This window comes from Rhizobium azibense, assembly GCF_004342325.1.
In the GTDB taxonomy this organism is placed as follows: Bacteria; Pseudomonadota; Alphaproteobacteria; order Rhizobiales; family Rhizobiaceae; genus Rhizobium; species Rhizobium etli_B.
Window position 1 is genome coordinate 63,723 of the sequence record NZ_SMBJ01000010.1, and the last position, 14,294, is coordinate 78,016.

The following is a 14,294-nucleotide window of genomic DNA, read 5'->3' on the forward strand; positions in this document are numbered from 1 at the left end:
ACGGGTCATGCAAAGAACATGCGCCGTCCGTTCCCATCGTCAATTCCCGCGCGCTTGTTTGTTTTGTTGCGCCGGAAAATCGCCAGTTGCCTTTGGTTTGCATCTGACAGATAATTTGACCGATTGGTAAACATTACAGCTTCCCGCGCCGGGCTCAAGACGAAAATCAGGAAAAATTCAGACAAAATTGCAGGGAGTTGCTCAAAAGGACGGCAGAGGGGCCGTTTGACAGAAACAATTGAATTTCAAGGGGAAACGAGAGCCAGATGGCCATTCCGAGAGCAGCGAAGACCCAGCGGCGCACGCGGATCCAGGAGGAAAAGGAAGAGCAGATTCTGGAAGCTGCGCTCGATGTGTTTTCCGCCAGGGGTTTCCGCGGCTCGACGATCGACCAGATCGCGGAGGTGGCCGGCATGTCGAAGCCGAACCTGCTCTATTACTTCCGTACCAAGGAGGCGATGCACCGGGCGCTGATCGACCGGGTGCTCTATACCTGGCTTGAGCCGCTTCGCGCCTTCGATGCCGAGGGCAATCCGGAAACCGAAATCCGCAGCTATATTCGCCGCAAGCTGGAATTGGCGCGCGACTTTCCTCGCGAAAGCCGGCTGTTTGCAAACGAGGTGCTGCAGGGCGCGCCGCATATCGAAGACGAGCTGAAGGGTCCGCTGAAGCAGCTCGTCGATGAGAAGGCCGAGGTCATCCGCGCCTGGGCGAAGGCCGGCAAGATCGCCAAATGCGACCCCTACCATCTGATCTTTTCGATCTGGTCGACAACGCAGCATTATGCCGACTTCGACGTCCAGGTGCGCGCCGTGCTCGGACAGGAGCATGCCGGGGCAGGGCGCTTCGAGGATGCTGCGCGCTTCCTCGAGCAGCTCTTCATCGGCGGACTGATCGTTCGCCCGGCCTGACCGTCTCGTCAGTGATGCGGCTGTTTACCGGGTTAGGCGGCGAATGGCTTCGAGCGTCACGCGGATGGTCTCCGCGACATGGCGTTCGGCCGCGGAAAAAGGCAGCGATCGTCCGCGCATCAGCTCAGACCATGCCTGGAAGCTCTTGTGGGGTGCAAGGGCTTGGCTGTCGGCGTCGTGCTCTGCTGGCCCTGACGAAGCCCAATGCACGCTTCCCAGGATTTCCTGGCGGAAGAACACGATGTAATCACGCGGCGGCTGCGAGGTCGCAATGGCCATCACTCCGGCGACGTCGCCATTCGGTTCCGCCTCGGGCCAGAGTTCGGCAACACGATCGGTCACGAATACATGGCCGGATGCCATGCCGTTCAGCCTATCGATCAGCGCAGAGAATTTCTGCTGAGAGGGAGCGAGCCCTGTCAGCGCCGTGCGCCCGCCGATCCAGACGCCGATGCCATCTGCGGGAACAGCGCCGGCGAGCGCTTCGGCCAGCCAGGCCGGATCATGGGGCAGAGCGGTATTTTCCACAACGGCGCCCAACAGCCGCTCGACGATCTTTCGCGCCCCGTTTTCGAATTCCAGCGCCAGCCGGCACAGCCGGGTTTCGAGCCGCGAGGCGAACATCCGGGCGAAGAGTTCGGCCGTCAAGCGCCGTTCGACGGAAAGCAGGCGGGCAGCATAATGATGGCAGGCAAACAGGCCCCAGAGCCTGCCATCCACGACGATCGGAACCGAAAACGAGGCGGCGACACCCATATCCTTCAAATAGTCGGTGTGGCCCGACGGAACCGAACGCAAGATCGATAAGGAAAGATCGATCGCCCGGCCGTGCTCGTCGAGTTCCGGCACGACCGGAACCGGTGCGGCATCGACGTCAGGGATGATGCGGAAGAGATTGCGGGCATGGAAGGTGCGCTCCTGGGCCGCAATGTCGGTGGGCGGAAAGTGAAGGCCAAGCAGGGACCCTATCCCTGATCTCGCGGCTTCCGCCACGATTTCGCCGGACCCTTCGTCATCGAAGCGGCAGACCATCACGCGGTCGAAGCCGGTAATGGCGCGCGCTTGCCGGGCGCTCTCGCGGAAAAAGGCCTCCAGACCCGGCGCCTGGTCGATGCGCGCCATCATTGCGGGCATCGACAGCGTCGGGCCGCCATGGCCCTCGCGCTGCGACGGCTCGGCCTCGATGACGATCCCAGCTTCGGTGCAGTAAAGAGCCACGTCGAAAATGGGGCCGCCTTCGGCAAAGGCGATGCCGGACAGCCGCTCGAACATGACCGGACCTCGGATGACGGTCAGTCGGTTGCGGATCGCGTGCAGCGTCCTGGGCATGATGATGCCGGAGAGTGGCTGGCGAAGCGCGTGTTCGCAGCTCACGCCCAGAAACTCTTCCAGATTGGCCGACGCGCGCACGATTTTCCAGTCGGGGGAAGCTGCAAGCAGGAAACCGAAGGGCTGGATGGCGGCATGTTGAAGGACAACTCCCCCGTCGCAATTCGTCAGTTCGGCACCATTGCAGGCTTTGCTCACGAGACAGGAGACTCCGGTTCCGATACCCATTTGGGCGTGACAAGGAAAGGGATATACGGCGCAGACGCACACTTTCCAGAGAATCCACCAAAATTCAGAGGGTTCCAGGACTTTTTTCGCTAACTCATGAGACCCGGCAGCTTTGCGGCCAAGGTGTCGATCACGAGCCGAACCTTCGGCTGCATTGCAGGCGACTTTACCCAGACGACATTGGCGTCAAAGGCGACAGCCGGAATATCCGTCAAGACCCGACGAAGCTCGCCGGATGCAACGCGATCCCGCACGAGCCAGCATGGTAGCCAGGCAAGGCCGACGCCTTGTGCCGCGGCGTCGGCGATTGTGGCAAGATCGTCGAGCCGCAGCCGCGATCGCGGCAATACCTGCCGCAGGGGTTCGGCGTTTGTCGGGAATATCCAGGTGCGGTTTCGATCCTGCCTCCCATAGACGATGCCATGATGGACCTCGAGGTCCTCGAGCTTGCTTGGGATGCCGCAGCGTTCGAGGTAGCCCGGAGAGGCGCAAACAGTCATGCGCTGCTTCGCGATGACGCGCACCATCAGGCCGGGATAATCCCCGAGAGGGCCGTTGCGCACGGCAAGGTCGAAACCGTCGTCGACCAGATCGACGATGCGGTCGTTGAAGGAAAGATCAAGTTCGAGATGCGGATGTTCGTCGAGCAGTTTGATGAGTATCGGTGCCACACACTGGCGCCCGAAAAGAACCGGCATTGTGATGCGCAGGCGCCCCCGCACCTCCCGCTTGCCGCTTTCCAGAAGCGCTTCGCCACGCGTGATCTCCTCCACTGCCCGCAAACAGTGCTCGTAAAAGAACTGGCCTTCCTCCGTCAGGCTCTGCGCTCTGGTCGTGCGGTGAAACAGGCGCACGCCAAGCCTCTGTTCCAGCCGTGCGATCGTCTTTCCCACGGCTGAGCGCGTCAAATGAAGGCGCTCGGCGGCCTTGGAAAAACCGCCAGCTTCCGCGACCTCGACAAACACCGATATGCCTTTGAGCTGTTCCATGATTGTATCCTTTAGAGAAACAGTTTGTGGAATTAATAACGCAACTGTCGCTTAAATTTCAACGATATGCTTCGGCTCAGTCAACCGAATGGAGTGAGAAGAATGTTGGCAAAGCAATGGGCGATCGACGACGTCGGACCGACGAACCTGATGGTGCGTGAAGCGGCTGTCGAAGAAGCGACCGGCAACAAGGTTCTGGTCCGTGCCGAGGCGGTATCGCTGAACTATCGCGACAAGCTGGTGCTCGAAACCGGCATGGGTCTGCCGCTGCAGTTTCCGTTCGTTCCGGGATCCGACCTTGCCGGCGTGGTCGAAGCTGTCGGTCCCGGAGTCACGCGATTCAAGCCGGGCGACCGCGTCATCACGACCTTTCATCCTGGGCGCATCAACGGGCCAGGCCTCGGCGATGCCCGCCACCCGCCCTACAAGACACTCGGCGGATATTATCCGGGCGTGATCTGCCAGTATGTGACCTTTTGCGAGGACTGGTTCGTTCACGCGCCCAAGACGCTCGATGCCGTTGAAGCGAGCACGCTGCCGTGCGCCGGTCTGACGGCGTGGTTTGCCCTTGTCGAACTCGGCAGGCTGAAGGCCGGCGACAAGGTGCTCATTCAGGGAACCGGAGGGGTAGCGCTCTTCGGTCTTCAACTTGCCAAGGTGCACGGTGCCGAAGTCATCATCACCTCGGCAAATGCCGAAAAGCTCGAGCGCGCCCGTGCTCTCGGCGCCGATCATGCGATCGGCAGGGAGAATTGGGCCGAAAGGGTCCTCGAACTGACGCAGGATTACGGCGCCGACCATATTTTTGAGATCGCAGCCGGCGCCAATTTCGGCCAGTCCCTAAAGGCTGTGGCGGTTAACGGCCGGATTTCGGTGATCGGTGTCATGGACGGCTTCGAGCTATCTGCGCCGATGCAATCGTTGCTATTGAAATCGCCGACGGTACAAGGCCTTAGTGTGGGACACCGCCGCGCGCTGGAGGACCTTGTCCGCGCCGTCGATCGCACCAGCCTGAAGCCGGTGATCGACAAGCGCTACAGCTTCGACGAACTGCCGCAGGCCCTTCAACACCTCGATCGCGGCCCCTTCGGAAAGATCGTCATCGGTTTTTGAGCGGGATCTGCTCCCGTCAGAGTATTCTGGCGGAAGCGGCGGCTACAGCCACTTCGCCCGGCGGAACAAGGCGAAGAGTGTCACGCACAGGGTTGCGATCACGCCCAGCACGATGAAATAGCCGTACCGGAAGTTCAGTTCCGGCATTTCATTGAAATTCATCCCGTAGATACCGGCGATCGCCGTCGGAACAGCAAGGATCGCCGCCCAGGAGGCGAGCTTTCGGGCAATCGCCGTCTGTTCGGTCTGGCCGATCATCACGCTGGCTTCAAAGGCGAAGGCGAGGACTTCACGCAGCGCGTCGATATCCTCCTGCACCCGGCGCACATGGTCGGTGACGTCGCGAAACAGCGATTGAAGCGTCGAGTCCATACCCGGAAGGTCGATATGCTCATAGCGGCGACAGACGTCCACGAGCGGTACGACCGCATTGCGCAGCCGCAAAAGCTTACGCCGCAGCAGGTAGAGGCGCTCGATGTCAACTTTCGTAAGCTGCTCGCGCAACATCAGGTCTTCGAGCGTCTCGACCTCCTCCTGCACGACTTCGATCACCGGCATGTAGTTGTCGACGATGAAGTCGAGGATGGAATAGAGAATGTAGTTCTCCCCATGAGCGAGCGCCGCCGGCGTCGCCTCGCACCGCTGCCGCACCGAAAGGTAAGAGGACGACGCGCCGTGGCGCACGGAAACGACATAGCCCCGGCCGACGAAAAGATGGGTTTCGCCGAAGACGATTTCGCCGTCCTTCATGTGGGCGGTACGGGCAACGATGAACATGGCGTCGCCGTAAATTTCCAGCTTCGGGCGCTGATGCGGCTGGGCGGCATCCTCGATCGCCAGTGGGTGGAGATTGAACTCGGCCTGCACCTGGTGCAGCAGCATCTCGTCCGGCTCGTGCAAGCCGATCCAGACGACTGCATTGTCGTGCCTTCGCCATTCGCCGGCCTCTTCTATGCGGATATCGCGGATGCGCTGTCCCTGCTGGTAAACGGCAGCTGCCACGACACCCGCACGAGCAGAGGGCGACGATGCCGGCGCAACTGCGCCGGCTTTCCCGCGAGGGGAGGTGCTGTTCAGATTTTCGTTTCGCTCCAAAACCACCTGTTCCTCCCACTGCGGCACGCAAGGAACCATAGCCCCATTTTGCGAAATGTGCATCGGCGTTAAAGGAGGTCCGTCACTGCGCGGCCATTGCGGCTTCACCACCGGCAAAGGCGAAGCCCTCGTCAGCCCAGCCGGTCATGCCGCCGATCATGACCTTGACGGAGAGGCCGAGCCGCGCCAGGCGCAGCGCCGCCTTGTCGGTTCCGTTGCAATGGGGCCCGGCGCAATAGACGACGAAGAGCGTATCGGCCGGCCACTGCGACATGCGGTGGGCGGTCATCTTTCCGTGGGGCAGGTTGATCGCCCCCGGCAGATGCGATGAGGAAAAGAGCGCCGGGGACCGAACGTCGATCAGGACGAAATCGGCCTTGCCCGAGGAAATGGAGGCCTGGACGTCCCAGCAGTCCGTCTCGAAGGCGAGCTTGCGGGCGTAGTAGGCGGCGGTCTCTTCCGGAGAAGCGGCGGGTATATCGCTGACGGGGCTTGGCATCGGTATGCTTTCTGGGTTCGAGTTGCAGCCGACCATCGCCGATGTTATGGCATGGTGAAATTGGCTTTAATGACGGTTAGCGTAAAGATCATGCCAAATTCACTCAGACGTCCCCGTGTCGTCGTGCTTGCCTATGACGGGCTATGCACTTTCGAATTCGGCATTGCCTACGAAGTCTTCGGCCTTCCGCGTCCGGAAATGGGCGAGGGCTGGTATCATTATTCGGTCTGCGGCGTCGAGCCGGGGCCGCTGCGTGCTGCGGGCGGATTGACTGTTTTGGTCGATCGCGGCCTGGAGGTTCTGGCCGAAGCCGATCTCATCGTCGTGCCGGGCTGGCGGTCGATCGATGCACCGGTGCCGGAGCCGTTGATCGATGCACTGCGTCAGGCTCATGAGCGCGGCGCCCGTATCATGTCGCTCTGCTCCGGCGTTGCCGTGCTTGCCGCGTCCGGTCTTTTGAGCGGCCGGCGCGCGACGACGCATTGGCGCTATGTCGCCGCGCTCGCAGCGCGCTATCGGCAAACTGCCTTCGATGCGAATGTTCTCTACATGGACGAGGGCAGCATCCTGACGGCCGCGGGCAGTGCGGCCGGCATAGATCTCTGCTTGCACGTCGTGCGCGGTGATTTTGGTGCAGAGGCCGCAAACAGTGTGGCGCGACGTCTGGTGCTTCCGCCGCATCGCGAAGGCGGGCAGGCGCAATTCATCAGCGCCCCCGTGCTCGAAGAGCGGGAGGGAATGCGGCTCGGACCACTGCTTGAATGGATGCGCGAGCGACTGGACGAGGAGCAGTCGATCAGCCTGCTGGCGCAAAGAGCGGGCATGAGCTTGCGCACCTTTCAGCGCCGCTTCGAAAAGACGACGGGCCTCAGCGTCGGCAACTGGCTGCTCAAAGAGCGGCTTCGCCGGGCCCGCGATCTCCTGGAAAGGGAAGTCGCCGCATCGCTTGACGACATCGCCGTCGCCAGCGGCTTCGGCACGCTGGCGACGATGCGGCATCATTTCCGCAAGCGGCTTGGGACAAGCCCGAGCGCCTACAGGAAGTCGTTCGGGGTGTAGCGCGGTCTTTTGTTGCGCGGATCGCGCCAAATCGATGCCCCTAACCTGCGGGAAGAGGGGCGCATCATCCTCAAGGTCGCGCCCAAACGGCATACTTCACCGTCTGAGAGGAAAGAGCGGCAGCCGGATGAGGGCATTGCCGCAGGCTTGGGGCCGCTGCCGTCTTTTACTCTGCCGCCTGTCTTGCCATCGGATTGTTCGGGTGGGTCGTCCAGTTGGCGTAATTCGGATCGACCAGGCGGCCCGTGCGCTTGTCAAGCGTACCGGCGGGCAGGGCCTCCATGGTGATGCAGTTTTCGACCGGGCAGACGTTGACGCAAAGATTGCAGCCAACGCATTCCTCTTCCATCACCTCGAAGTGGCGCATGCCGTTGACGAACTGCGTGATTGCCTGATGCGAGGTGTCCTCGCAGGCGATGTGACAACGGCCGCATTTGATGCAGGCATCTTGGTCGATCTTCGCCTTGGCGACATAGTTGAGGTTCAGATACTGCCAGTCGGATACGTTTGCAACGGCGCGGCCGGTGATATCGTCGAGCGACCTGTGGCCCTTGGCGTCCATCCAGTCGGAGAGTCCGGTGATCATCTCCTGCACGATCTTGAAGCCATAGGTCATGGCCGCGGTGCAGACCTGCACGTTGCCGGCGCCGAGCGCCAGGAACTCGGCAGCATCGCGCCAGGTGGTCACGCCGCCGATACCGGAGATCGGCAGGCCGTATGTTTCCGGATCGCGGGCGATCTCGGCCACCATGTTGAGCGCAATCGGCTTCACCGCCGGGCCGCAATAGCCGCCATGGCTGCCGCGGCCATCGATCGACGGTTCAGGAGAAAATGTGTCGAGATTGACCGCGGTGATCGAGTTGATCGTGTTGATCAGAGAGACGGCGTCCGTACCGCCGGCCCTGGCGGCACGTGCCGGCTTGCGGATGTCGGTGATGTTCGGCGTCAGCTTGGTGATGACCGGCATGCGGGTATACTGCTTGCACCAGCGCACGACCATCTCGATGTATTCCGGCACCTGCCCGACCGCGGAGCCCATGCCGCGCTCGGACATGCCGTGAGGACAGCCGAAATTGAGTTCGATGCCGTCGGCGCCGGTCTCCTCCACGAGCGGCAGGATCGCCTTCCAGGCATCTTCCTCGCAAGGAACCATGATCGAGGCGATCAGGGCGCGGTCCGGCCAGTTCATCTTCACCTGCTTCATTTCGCGCAGGTTGGTGTAAAGGTCGCGGTCGGTAATCAGCTCGATATTGTTGAGACCCAGCAGGCGGCGGTCGGCTCCCCAGATCGCGCCGTAGCGCGGGCCGTTGACGTTGACGACGGGCGGGCCTTCTTCGCCCAGCGTCTTCCAGACGACGCCGCCCCAGCCCGCCTTGAAGGCGCGCTCGACGTTATATGCCTTGTCGGTCGGCGGCGCAGAGGCGAGCCAGAACGGGTTGGGCGACTTGATGCCGACGAAATTGTTGCGGAGATCAGCCATTGTTCATTCTCCTCACGCGACGGCGGCGGCTGGCTGCGCACCGGCAGCAAGCACACGGTTGATGGATTCGGCAGCATCACGGCCATGCGCGACGGCAGATACGGTCAGGTCATCGCCGCCGAAGACGCAGTCGCCTCCCGCCCAGACGCCGTCGAGCGAGGTGCGGCCTTCGCCGTCGATTGCGATCCGTCCCGATTCCATGCGCAGCGAACCAAGACCGGATGCTTCAAAGGTCTGGCCGATCGCCTTGAAGATTTGATCGGCGGCGATGACGCCGGTTTCGCCGGTGGTGACGAGACGCCCGTCGACGAGCCTGGTATATTCCACCTCGATCGCGGCGACCTTGCCGTCCTGCGACAGGATGGACTTCGGCGCCAGCCAGTGGCGGATGATGACACCCTTTGACGTTGCGAGGTCCTGCTCGAACTCCGAGGCGTTCATATGCTCCTTGCCCCGGCGGTAGCAAATCGTCACTTCTTCGGCGCCTAGCAGTTTTGCCTGAACGGCCGCATCGATAGCGGTCATCCCGCCGCCGAGAACGACGACACGGCGGCCGATGGCAACATCGGCCTTGTTCGCCGCTTGACGCAGACCGGCGATGAAATCGACCGCGTCTTCGACACCCGGCAGGTTCTCACCATCGACGCGCAAGGCATTGACACCGGCAAGGCCGATGCCGAGGAAGACGGCGTCGTACTGGGACTGCAGATCGGCAAGCGAGAAATCATGGCCAAGCTGCTGGCCGTGGCGGACTTCGATACCGCCGACCGACAGCACGTAATCCACTTCCTTCTGGGCAAAGCCGTCGACTGTTTTGTAGGTGGCGATGCCATATTCGTTCAGGCCTCCGGATTTCGACCTGCTGTCATAGATGACGACGTCGTGGCCCTTCACCGCAATACGGTGAGCGGCGGCAAGGCCGGCCGGTCCGGCGCCAATAATTGCGATCCTCTTGCCGGTCGAGGCAGCGCGTTCATAAAACTGCCTGTCAGCCTGAATGGCCATATCAGTGGCGTAACGCTGAAGGCGGCCGATCTCGACGGGCTTCTCCTCTGCGGTGTTGCGCACGCAGGCCTGTTCGCAGAGCTCTTCGGTGGGACAGACGCGGGCGCACATGCCACCCAGGATGTTCTGGTCAAAGATCGTCTTGGCCGAACCTATCGGGTTGCCGGTTGCGATCTGGCGGATGAACAGCGGGATGTCGATGGAGGTGGGACAGGCCGTCATGCACGGCGCATCATAGCAAAAATAGCAACGGTCGGCGGCGACCAGCGCCTCATGATTGTCGAGGCGCGGATGCAGATCGGAAAAGTTAGTTTCATACTCGGCGCCCGAGAGCCGGCCGGAATGAATCCCAGTTTCCAGTCGTTCCATTGAAGTTCCCTCATTATTGGTAAACGGCTAGTGAGGGAAAGCGTAACTCAGGATAAAAAATTTATCAAACGGTAAAATTTTGAACTTTGTATCCGCATAAGTCTCTGTCTTTATTACATCAGTTCGCAGCGTAGGGTGCGTCCGAGCCTTCTCGATGAAGGATGGCATTCGCACCTTGCCAAAAATATTCATAAAAATTCAATTTTTTTCCGAACCTTGCGGAACCAAAGGTCCACGCGGTCGTTAATGCGGCATCCGGATGATGATCGCATCGACCCAACATGCGCGCCCCCAACCCATCATCCGGACTACTCACGGTCCCCTCCCGATGAGTGAAAACAGCCAGTGCGCCGCCCTCGCACTGGCTGTTTTTTGTTGAGGCCCGGCGCTGCGAAGCTCAGGGACGCTTCAGGATTTCAAATTCCGTCTCGGGGATCTGCAGGTAATATTCTATACGGCCAGGGACGAGCCGGAGTTCCGCCTTGCCGTTCATAGAGGAGGGAACGACGCGTTCCAGCACGGTCTTGCCGAAGCTGTTTTCGCTGAACTCGTGAACCTCTGTCCGGTTCGGAAGGATTTCCACCCAGGCGATCTCGATCGCTTTCTTGTCGTTGTGCCTGGCTTCCTTGCAGTTCAGCGTGATCGAGGAGCCGCCGCCGGCAATTGCTCCATAGGAGGCCGAATTGACGATGAGCTCATGAAGCGCCAATCCGAGATGTACGGCGGCATTCGGGGTCATATGCGCGTTGATGCCGAAGATCGGCATTGAGCCTGCCGTTTCCGGCCAATAGGGTGCGAACTGCTTTTGCGCAAGGTCGAAGAGATAGGCGCCGCGCCAGCTCGAATCCGTAATGAGATCCTGCGAGTTGGAAAGCGATTGAAGGCGGCCGCGGAACTTTGCAAGGAAGCTGTCGAGCGACAGCGTATTGCGGGCCGTCTGCGTCGCAATGCCCTGAATGATCGCCAGCAGGTTCTTGGAGCGGTGCGACAGTTCGCGCAGGAGCGATTTCAGCACCTTTTCACGGTGCCGCATCTCGGTGACTTCGGAAATGACCGAAAGAATGCCGAGGGAGCCGCCGTTGTTGATGCGCTGTACTTTGAGTTCGTAGGTCCGGACCTCGCCATCCACGTCCATATCGATCTCTGCATTGGTCGCCGCCCCGGTTTCGAGCACCTTGAACTTCAGGGTCCTCAGATAATCGCCATGCGCCTTGCCGAAGAGGTCGCTGTCGCTGCCGCCGGCGAAAAACAATTCGGCGAAATGGCGGGGAAGATTTTCGGCGTAGGAAAGTGTCAGCGTCGAATCCTGGAAGAGAATAGAAATTCCAGCGCTACTCAGCGCCCGCTCCATCATCGCGGACTTGCCCTCCAGCGCGAAGGGCTTGCCGGTTAATGGTTCTGTCGTATTCACCAGGCCGCCTTTCCTTCGATCCTTCTTGTTCAGCTGGAAAGAGGTTGCCATTTCAGGAACCCCGCTGGTCATTTTATGACCAAGCGTTGGAGAAACAGTTAAAGCTGTTGCCGGAGCGCCCCAGCTAGCTGGGAACGCCTCGCTATTGCCTTTGTTCCGTCGCTTCGGTTCTGCTTCATGCCGCGACCTTGGTGGATTCATTGAAGAATAGCGCCTGGCTGATCAAAGCCTTGACCATGTCTGGATTGAATGGCTTGGTGACCAGGAACGTCGGTTCCGGCCGCTCGCCTGTCAATAGGCGCTCTGGAAAAGCGGTGATGAAAATCACGGGCACGCTTGATGTCTTCAAAATGTCGTTCACGGCGTCGATGCCGGAGCTGCCGTCGGCAAGCTGGATATCGGCAAGGACCATGTTCGGTTTGGTCTTGTTGTAAAGAGCCACGGCCTCTGAATGGGTGCGGGCGATTCCGGTAACCTTATGGCCGAGGCTTTCGACCATCTGTTCGATATCCATCGCGATCAGGGGCTCGTCTTCGATGATCATGATATCGGTGGCCACCTGGCGGGAGATCTCCTGCGAGGCCTTGTCGAGCAGGCTCATCACTTCCTGGTCATCGGTCTCGAGGATGTCGGCGATTTCGCCGACGCGGAAATTCTCGACCGACGCGAGGATAAAGGCCTGGCGGGCAAGCGGCGAGACCTTGCCGAGGTTTACGGTCGCTCGCTGTTCCCAGGCGTAAGGCGATGCCGGCTCGGGAATCTGGATGGCGGTGGAACCAAACAGTTTCGTGAACAGTTTGTAGAGCGCGACGCGGTCGTTCTCGGTATCCGGGAAAATCGAAATATCGGCGATGATCGCTTCCAAAACAGCGGCAACGTAAGCATCACCTGAAGTCTGGGTGCCGGTCAGCGCGCGGGAATAGCGACGCAAATAAGGAAGATGCGGCGCAATTCGAGTAGAAAGTGTCATTAAAAACTCCCGTCCGTAGGCCATAACTGGCTCTAATGCAGTGGAAACGTCGCGCTATTAAAAAAGTTCCAGTATATGCGGAACTTTTTTCACAGCCTTGCATTATGCTGGCGACGAATGAAGGGCGTACCGCGATTTTGAGACTCGATAAACGGCAAGTATTTCAGCACCAACCGCCTCGGGCGGCGGAAGGTGCTGTTGGCATATCAAGCCGCAGCGCAAACGTATCGTCCATTCAGACAAAGACAACGGCAAGAAGCGACGAGTTGATGAAAAAGCAGCAGACAGAAGAACAGAATCAGCAGCGGCTCGAAACGCGCGCAAGCGATATCCTCGATCCAAACAACCAAATCGGCGTCAAACTGCGGTCCCTTTATGCCGCCGCGCAGGACGAGGCAATCCCCGATCGTTTTCTCGACCTGCTCGAGAAGCTGGACCAGGCTGAGATGTTGGCTTCGGCCAAACTGGCCGATTAAGGGCGGGCTGATGGATAAGGCTAAACCAAGCTTCAAACGCGAACTGCTGGCGGCATTGCCGAGTCTGCGTGCATTCGCGATTTCGCTGATCGGCCGGCACGATCGCGCCGACGACTTGGTGCAGGACACCATCATGAAGGCCTGGGCAAAGCAGGATCACTTCGAAATGGGCACCAACATGAAGGCCTGGCTTTTCACGATCCTGCGCAACGAACTTTATAGCCAGATGCGCAAGAGCGGCCGCGAGATCCAGGATAGCGACGGCCTTTTCACCGAATCCATGGCGATGCATCCGGCGCAGTACGGCGCCCTCGACCTGCAGGATTTCAAGAAGGCGCTTGATCAACTGCCGCCAGACCAGCGCGAGGCGATTATTCTCGTCGGCGCATCGGGCTTCTCCTACGAAGAGGCCGCGGAGATCTGCGGATGCGCCGTCGGCACGATCAAGAGCCGCGTCAACCGCGCGCGCCAACGGCTCCAGGAACTGCTGCAGATTTCCGGCGAAGCGGATTTCGGCCCGGATTCGACATCCGCGCCGCTAACATCGAAAGCCTTCGCCTTCTGATCCATGTGTTGAATGGGAGGAAAGCCGGCTGCCTCAGGGCGTCGGTTTTCGTTGTGCAGAAGCTGAAGGCTCGCCCTGAAAACTGGTCAGCAATGCCGGTGGTGCTGCTGCCCAGATTGATGGTCACCAGCTGTTTTCATGACCGGTATCGCTAGGTGAGTGCGGCTTGCGGGCAAGGATTGCCGTTGCAATCTCGGGCGACCCGAGGCAAATATTCAGGTAGCCACGAACGGGTATGGGCCAGCCTTTGTTCGGGCTGGCCATCTCCGTCGGCACGCGCCTGGCCTTGGCGTGCACTCTATGGACAACCAGCGGGACGACGTTTGGCCGAAGCGGCCGGTTGGTCCCGACAATGGGACTTCCAGACTGGCTGGAGGTCACCATTGCTAATCGCGGCGCTTGGAGCCCATCAGGTTAGTTGCAACCAGCGCGGCAAGCACTCCTGCCGTCAAAAGCGGCTGTGAACGCACAAGGCCGATGCCGACGGCTGCCAGCGACTCGATCGCCAGGCGGCGCTCCTGCGCTCGACGCGCTTCCCGTGCATTCATCATCGTCATGATGATCAGCACGACGATGCCGATCAGCAGCGCGCATGCCGCAAGAAAGAGGGCAGCACCCACTGCTCCGTAGATGCCCGCGAGCCAGATTGTTCCGGCTGTCACCACAAGTACATAGGCCGTCAGAAGGAAGATGGCGGCGAGCACAATGAAAATACCGTTGCGCTTGGTTCGCGCAACGGTCCTTTGGAAACTGTTTCCTATCAAAAGGCTGAGGATCGGCAAGAGCATCGATCCT

The 14,294-nt window shown here is 60.2% G+C and carries 14 protein-coding genes; 5 read left to right on the plus strand and 9 right to left on the minus strand.

Going from position 1 to position 14,294, the window contains the following annotated elements; translation table 11 throughout:
- Window positions 1–266: 266 nt before the first annotated feature.
- On the plus strand, window positions 267–911 hold the full coding sequence (locus EV130_RS23785) for a TetR family transcriptional regulator C-terminal domain-containing protein (protein ID WP_074062035.1): 645 nt from the start codon (window positions 267–269) through the stop codon (window positions 909–911).
- Window positions 912–935: 24 nt separating this feature from the next.
- Here the strand turns inward: EV130_RS23785 and EV130_RS23790 are convergent, their stop codons facing one another.
- Window positions 936–2,438, minus strand: coding sequence for a GAF domain-containing protein (locus tag EV130_RS23790; RefSeq protein WP_074062034.1), 1,503 nt, complete (start codon window positions 2,436–2,438; stop codon window positions 936–938).
- A 119-nt stretch (window positions 2,439–2,557) separates the two neighbouring features.
- Window positions 2,558–3,457 (minus strand): LysR family transcriptional regulator, encoded by a 900-nt coding sequence (locus EV130_RS23795; RefSeq protein WP_074062033.1) that lies wholly within the window; start codon window positions 3,455–3,457, stop codon window positions 2,558–2,560.
- Window positions 3,458–3,559: 102 nt separating this feature from the next.
- On the opposite strand from EV130_RS23795, the gene EV130_RS23800 reads away from it, so the two are divergent.
- Window positions 3,560–4,570, plus strand: coding sequence for a zinc-dependent alcohol dehydrogenase family protein (locus EV130_RS23800; RefSeq protein ID WP_132553712.1), 1,011 nt, complete (start codon window positions 3,560–3,562; stop codon window positions 4,568–4,570).
- Window positions 4,571–4,612: 42 nt separating this feature from the next.
- Here the strand turns inward: EV130_RS23800 and EV130_RS23805 are convergent, their stop codons facing one another.
- The gene (locus EV130_RS23805; RefSeq protein ID WP_074063261.1) at window positions 4,613–5,665 is read right to left on the minus strand and encodes a magnesium and cobalt transport protein CorA; all 1,053 of its coding nucleotides are present in this window, start codon (window positions 5,663–5,665) and stop codon (window positions 4,613–4,615) included.
- An 82-nt stretch (window positions 5,666–5,747) separates the two neighbouring features.
- Window positions 5,748–6,164, minus strand: a complete 417-nt coding sequence (locus EV130_RS23810; protein WP_074062031.1) for a rhodanese-like domain-containing protein — start codon at window positions 6,162–6,164, stop codon at window positions 5,748–5,750.
- A gap of 69 nt (window positions 6,165–6,233) precedes the next feature.
- Here EV130_RS23810 and ftrA point away from each other — a divergent pair, with 69 nt between their 5' ends.
- Window positions 6,234–7,223: a transcriptional regulator FtrA gene (gene ftrA, locus EV130_RS23815; protein WP_074062030.1), complete on the plus strand. Its 990-nt coding sequence runs from the start codon at window positions 6,234–6,236 to the stop codon at window positions 7,221–7,223.
- Window positions 7,224–7,389: 166 nt separating this feature from the next.
- On the opposite strand, the gene preA is transcribed toward ftrA, so the two are convergent.
- The 4 genes from preA to EV130_RS23835 all read right to left on the minus strand — a co-directional run bounded on the left by preA (window position 7,390) and on the right by EV130_RS23835 (window position 12,458).
- Window positions 7,390–8,703, minus strand: coding sequence for an NAD-dependent dihydropyrimidine dehydrogenase subunit PreA (preA, locus tag EV130_RS23820; RefSeq protein ID WP_074062029.1), 1,314 nt, complete (start codon window positions 8,701–8,703; stop codon window positions 7,390–7,392).
- A 12-nt stretch (window positions 8,704–8,715) separates the two neighbouring features.
- Window positions 8,716–10,077: an NAD(P)-dependent oxidoreductase gene (locus EV130_RS23825; RefSeq protein WP_132661631.1), complete on the minus strand. Its 1,362-nt coding sequence runs from the start codon at window positions 10,075–10,077 to the stop codon at window positions 8,716–8,718.
- Between the two features lie 397 nt (window positions 10,078–10,474).
- Complete coding sequence (locus EV130_RS23830) at window positions 10,475–11,428, minus strand: sensor histidine kinase (RefSeq protein WP_074063260.1); 954 nt, start codon at window positions 11,426–11,428, stop codon at window positions 10,475–10,477.
- A gap of 235 nt (window positions 11,429–11,663) precedes the next feature.
- A complete protein-coding gene (locus EV130_RS23835; protein ID WP_074062027.1) occupies window positions 11,664–12,458 on the minus strand; it encodes a response regulator in 795 nt (264 codons plus the stop codon).
- Between the two features lie 269 nt (window positions 12,459–12,727).
- On the opposite strand from EV130_RS23835, the gene EV130_RS23840 reads away from it, so the two are divergent.
- Both EV130_RS23840 and EV130_RS23845 read left to right on the plus strand, forming a co-directional pair.
- The gene (locus tag EV130_RS23840) at window positions 12,728–12,934 is read left to right on the plus strand and encodes a NepR family anti-sigma factor (RefSeq protein ID WP_074063259.1); all 207 of its coding nucleotides are present in this window, start codon (window positions 12,728–12,730) and stop codon (window positions 12,932–12,934) included.
- 10 nt (window positions 12,935–12,944) lie between these two features.
- Entirely contained in the window at window positions 12,945–13,499 is a 555-nt protein-coding gene (locus EV130_RS23845; protein WP_022717008.1) for an RNA polymerase sigma factor, read from the plus strand.
- A gap of 386 nt (window positions 13,500–13,885) precedes the next feature.
- Here EV130_RS23845 and EV130_RS23850 read toward each other — a convergent pair whose 3' ends face one another.
- A complete protein-coding gene (locus EV130_RS23850) occupies window positions 13,886–14,287 on the minus strand; it encodes a hypothetical protein (RefSeq protein ID WP_074062026.1) in 402 nt (133 codons plus the stop codon).
- Between the last annotated feature and the right edge of the window lie 7 nt (window positions 14,288–14,294).

Coding starts and splice junctions, on each gene's coding strand:
- EV130_RS23850 (WP_074062026.1), bottom strand. CDS start 14,287: ATGCTCTTGCCGATCCTCAGCCTTTTGATAGGAAACAGTTTCCAAAGG.
- preA (WP_074062029.1), bottom strand. CDS start 8,703: ATGGCTGATCTCCGCAACAATTTCGTCGGCATCAAGTCGCCCAACCCG.
- EV130_RS23835 (WP_074062027.1), bottom strand. CDS start 12,458: ATGACACTTTCTACTCGAATTGCGCCGCATCTTCCTTATTTGCGTCGC.
- EV130_RS23785 (WP_074062035.1), top strand. CDS start 267: ATGGCCATTCCGAGAGCAGCGAAGACCCAGCGGCGCACGCGGATCCAG.
- EV130_RS23800 (WP_132553712.1), top strand. CDS start 3,560: ATGTTGGCAAAGCAATGGGCGATCGACGACGTCGGACCGACGAACCTG.
- EV130_RS23825 (WP_132661631.1), bottom strand. CDS start 10,077: ATGGAACGACTGGAAACTGGGATTCATTCCGGCCGGCTCTCGGGCGCC.
- EV130_RS23840 (WP_074063259.1), top strand. CDS start 12,728: ATGAAAAAGCAGCAGACAGAAGAACAGAATCAGCAGCGGCTCGAAACG.
- EV130_RS23795 (WP_074062033.1), bottom strand. CDS start 3,457: ATGGAACAGCTCAAAGGCATATCGGTGTTTGTCGAGGTCGCGGAAGCT.
- ftrA (WP_074062030.1), top strand. CDS start 6,234: ATGACGGTTAGCGTAAAGATCATGCCAAATTCACTCAGACGTCCCCGT.
- EV130_RS23810 (WP_074062031.1), bottom strand. CDS start 6,164: ATGCCAAGCCCCGTCAGCGATATACCCGCCGCTTCTCCGGAAGAGACC.
- EV130_RS23845 (WP_022717008.1), top strand. CDS start 12,945: ATGGATAAGGCTAAACCAAGCTTCAAACGCGAACTGCTGGCGGCATTG.
- EV130_RS23830 (WP_074063260.1), bottom strand. CDS start 11,428: ATGGAGCGGGCGCTGAGTAGCGCTGGAATTTCTATTCTCTTCCAGGAT.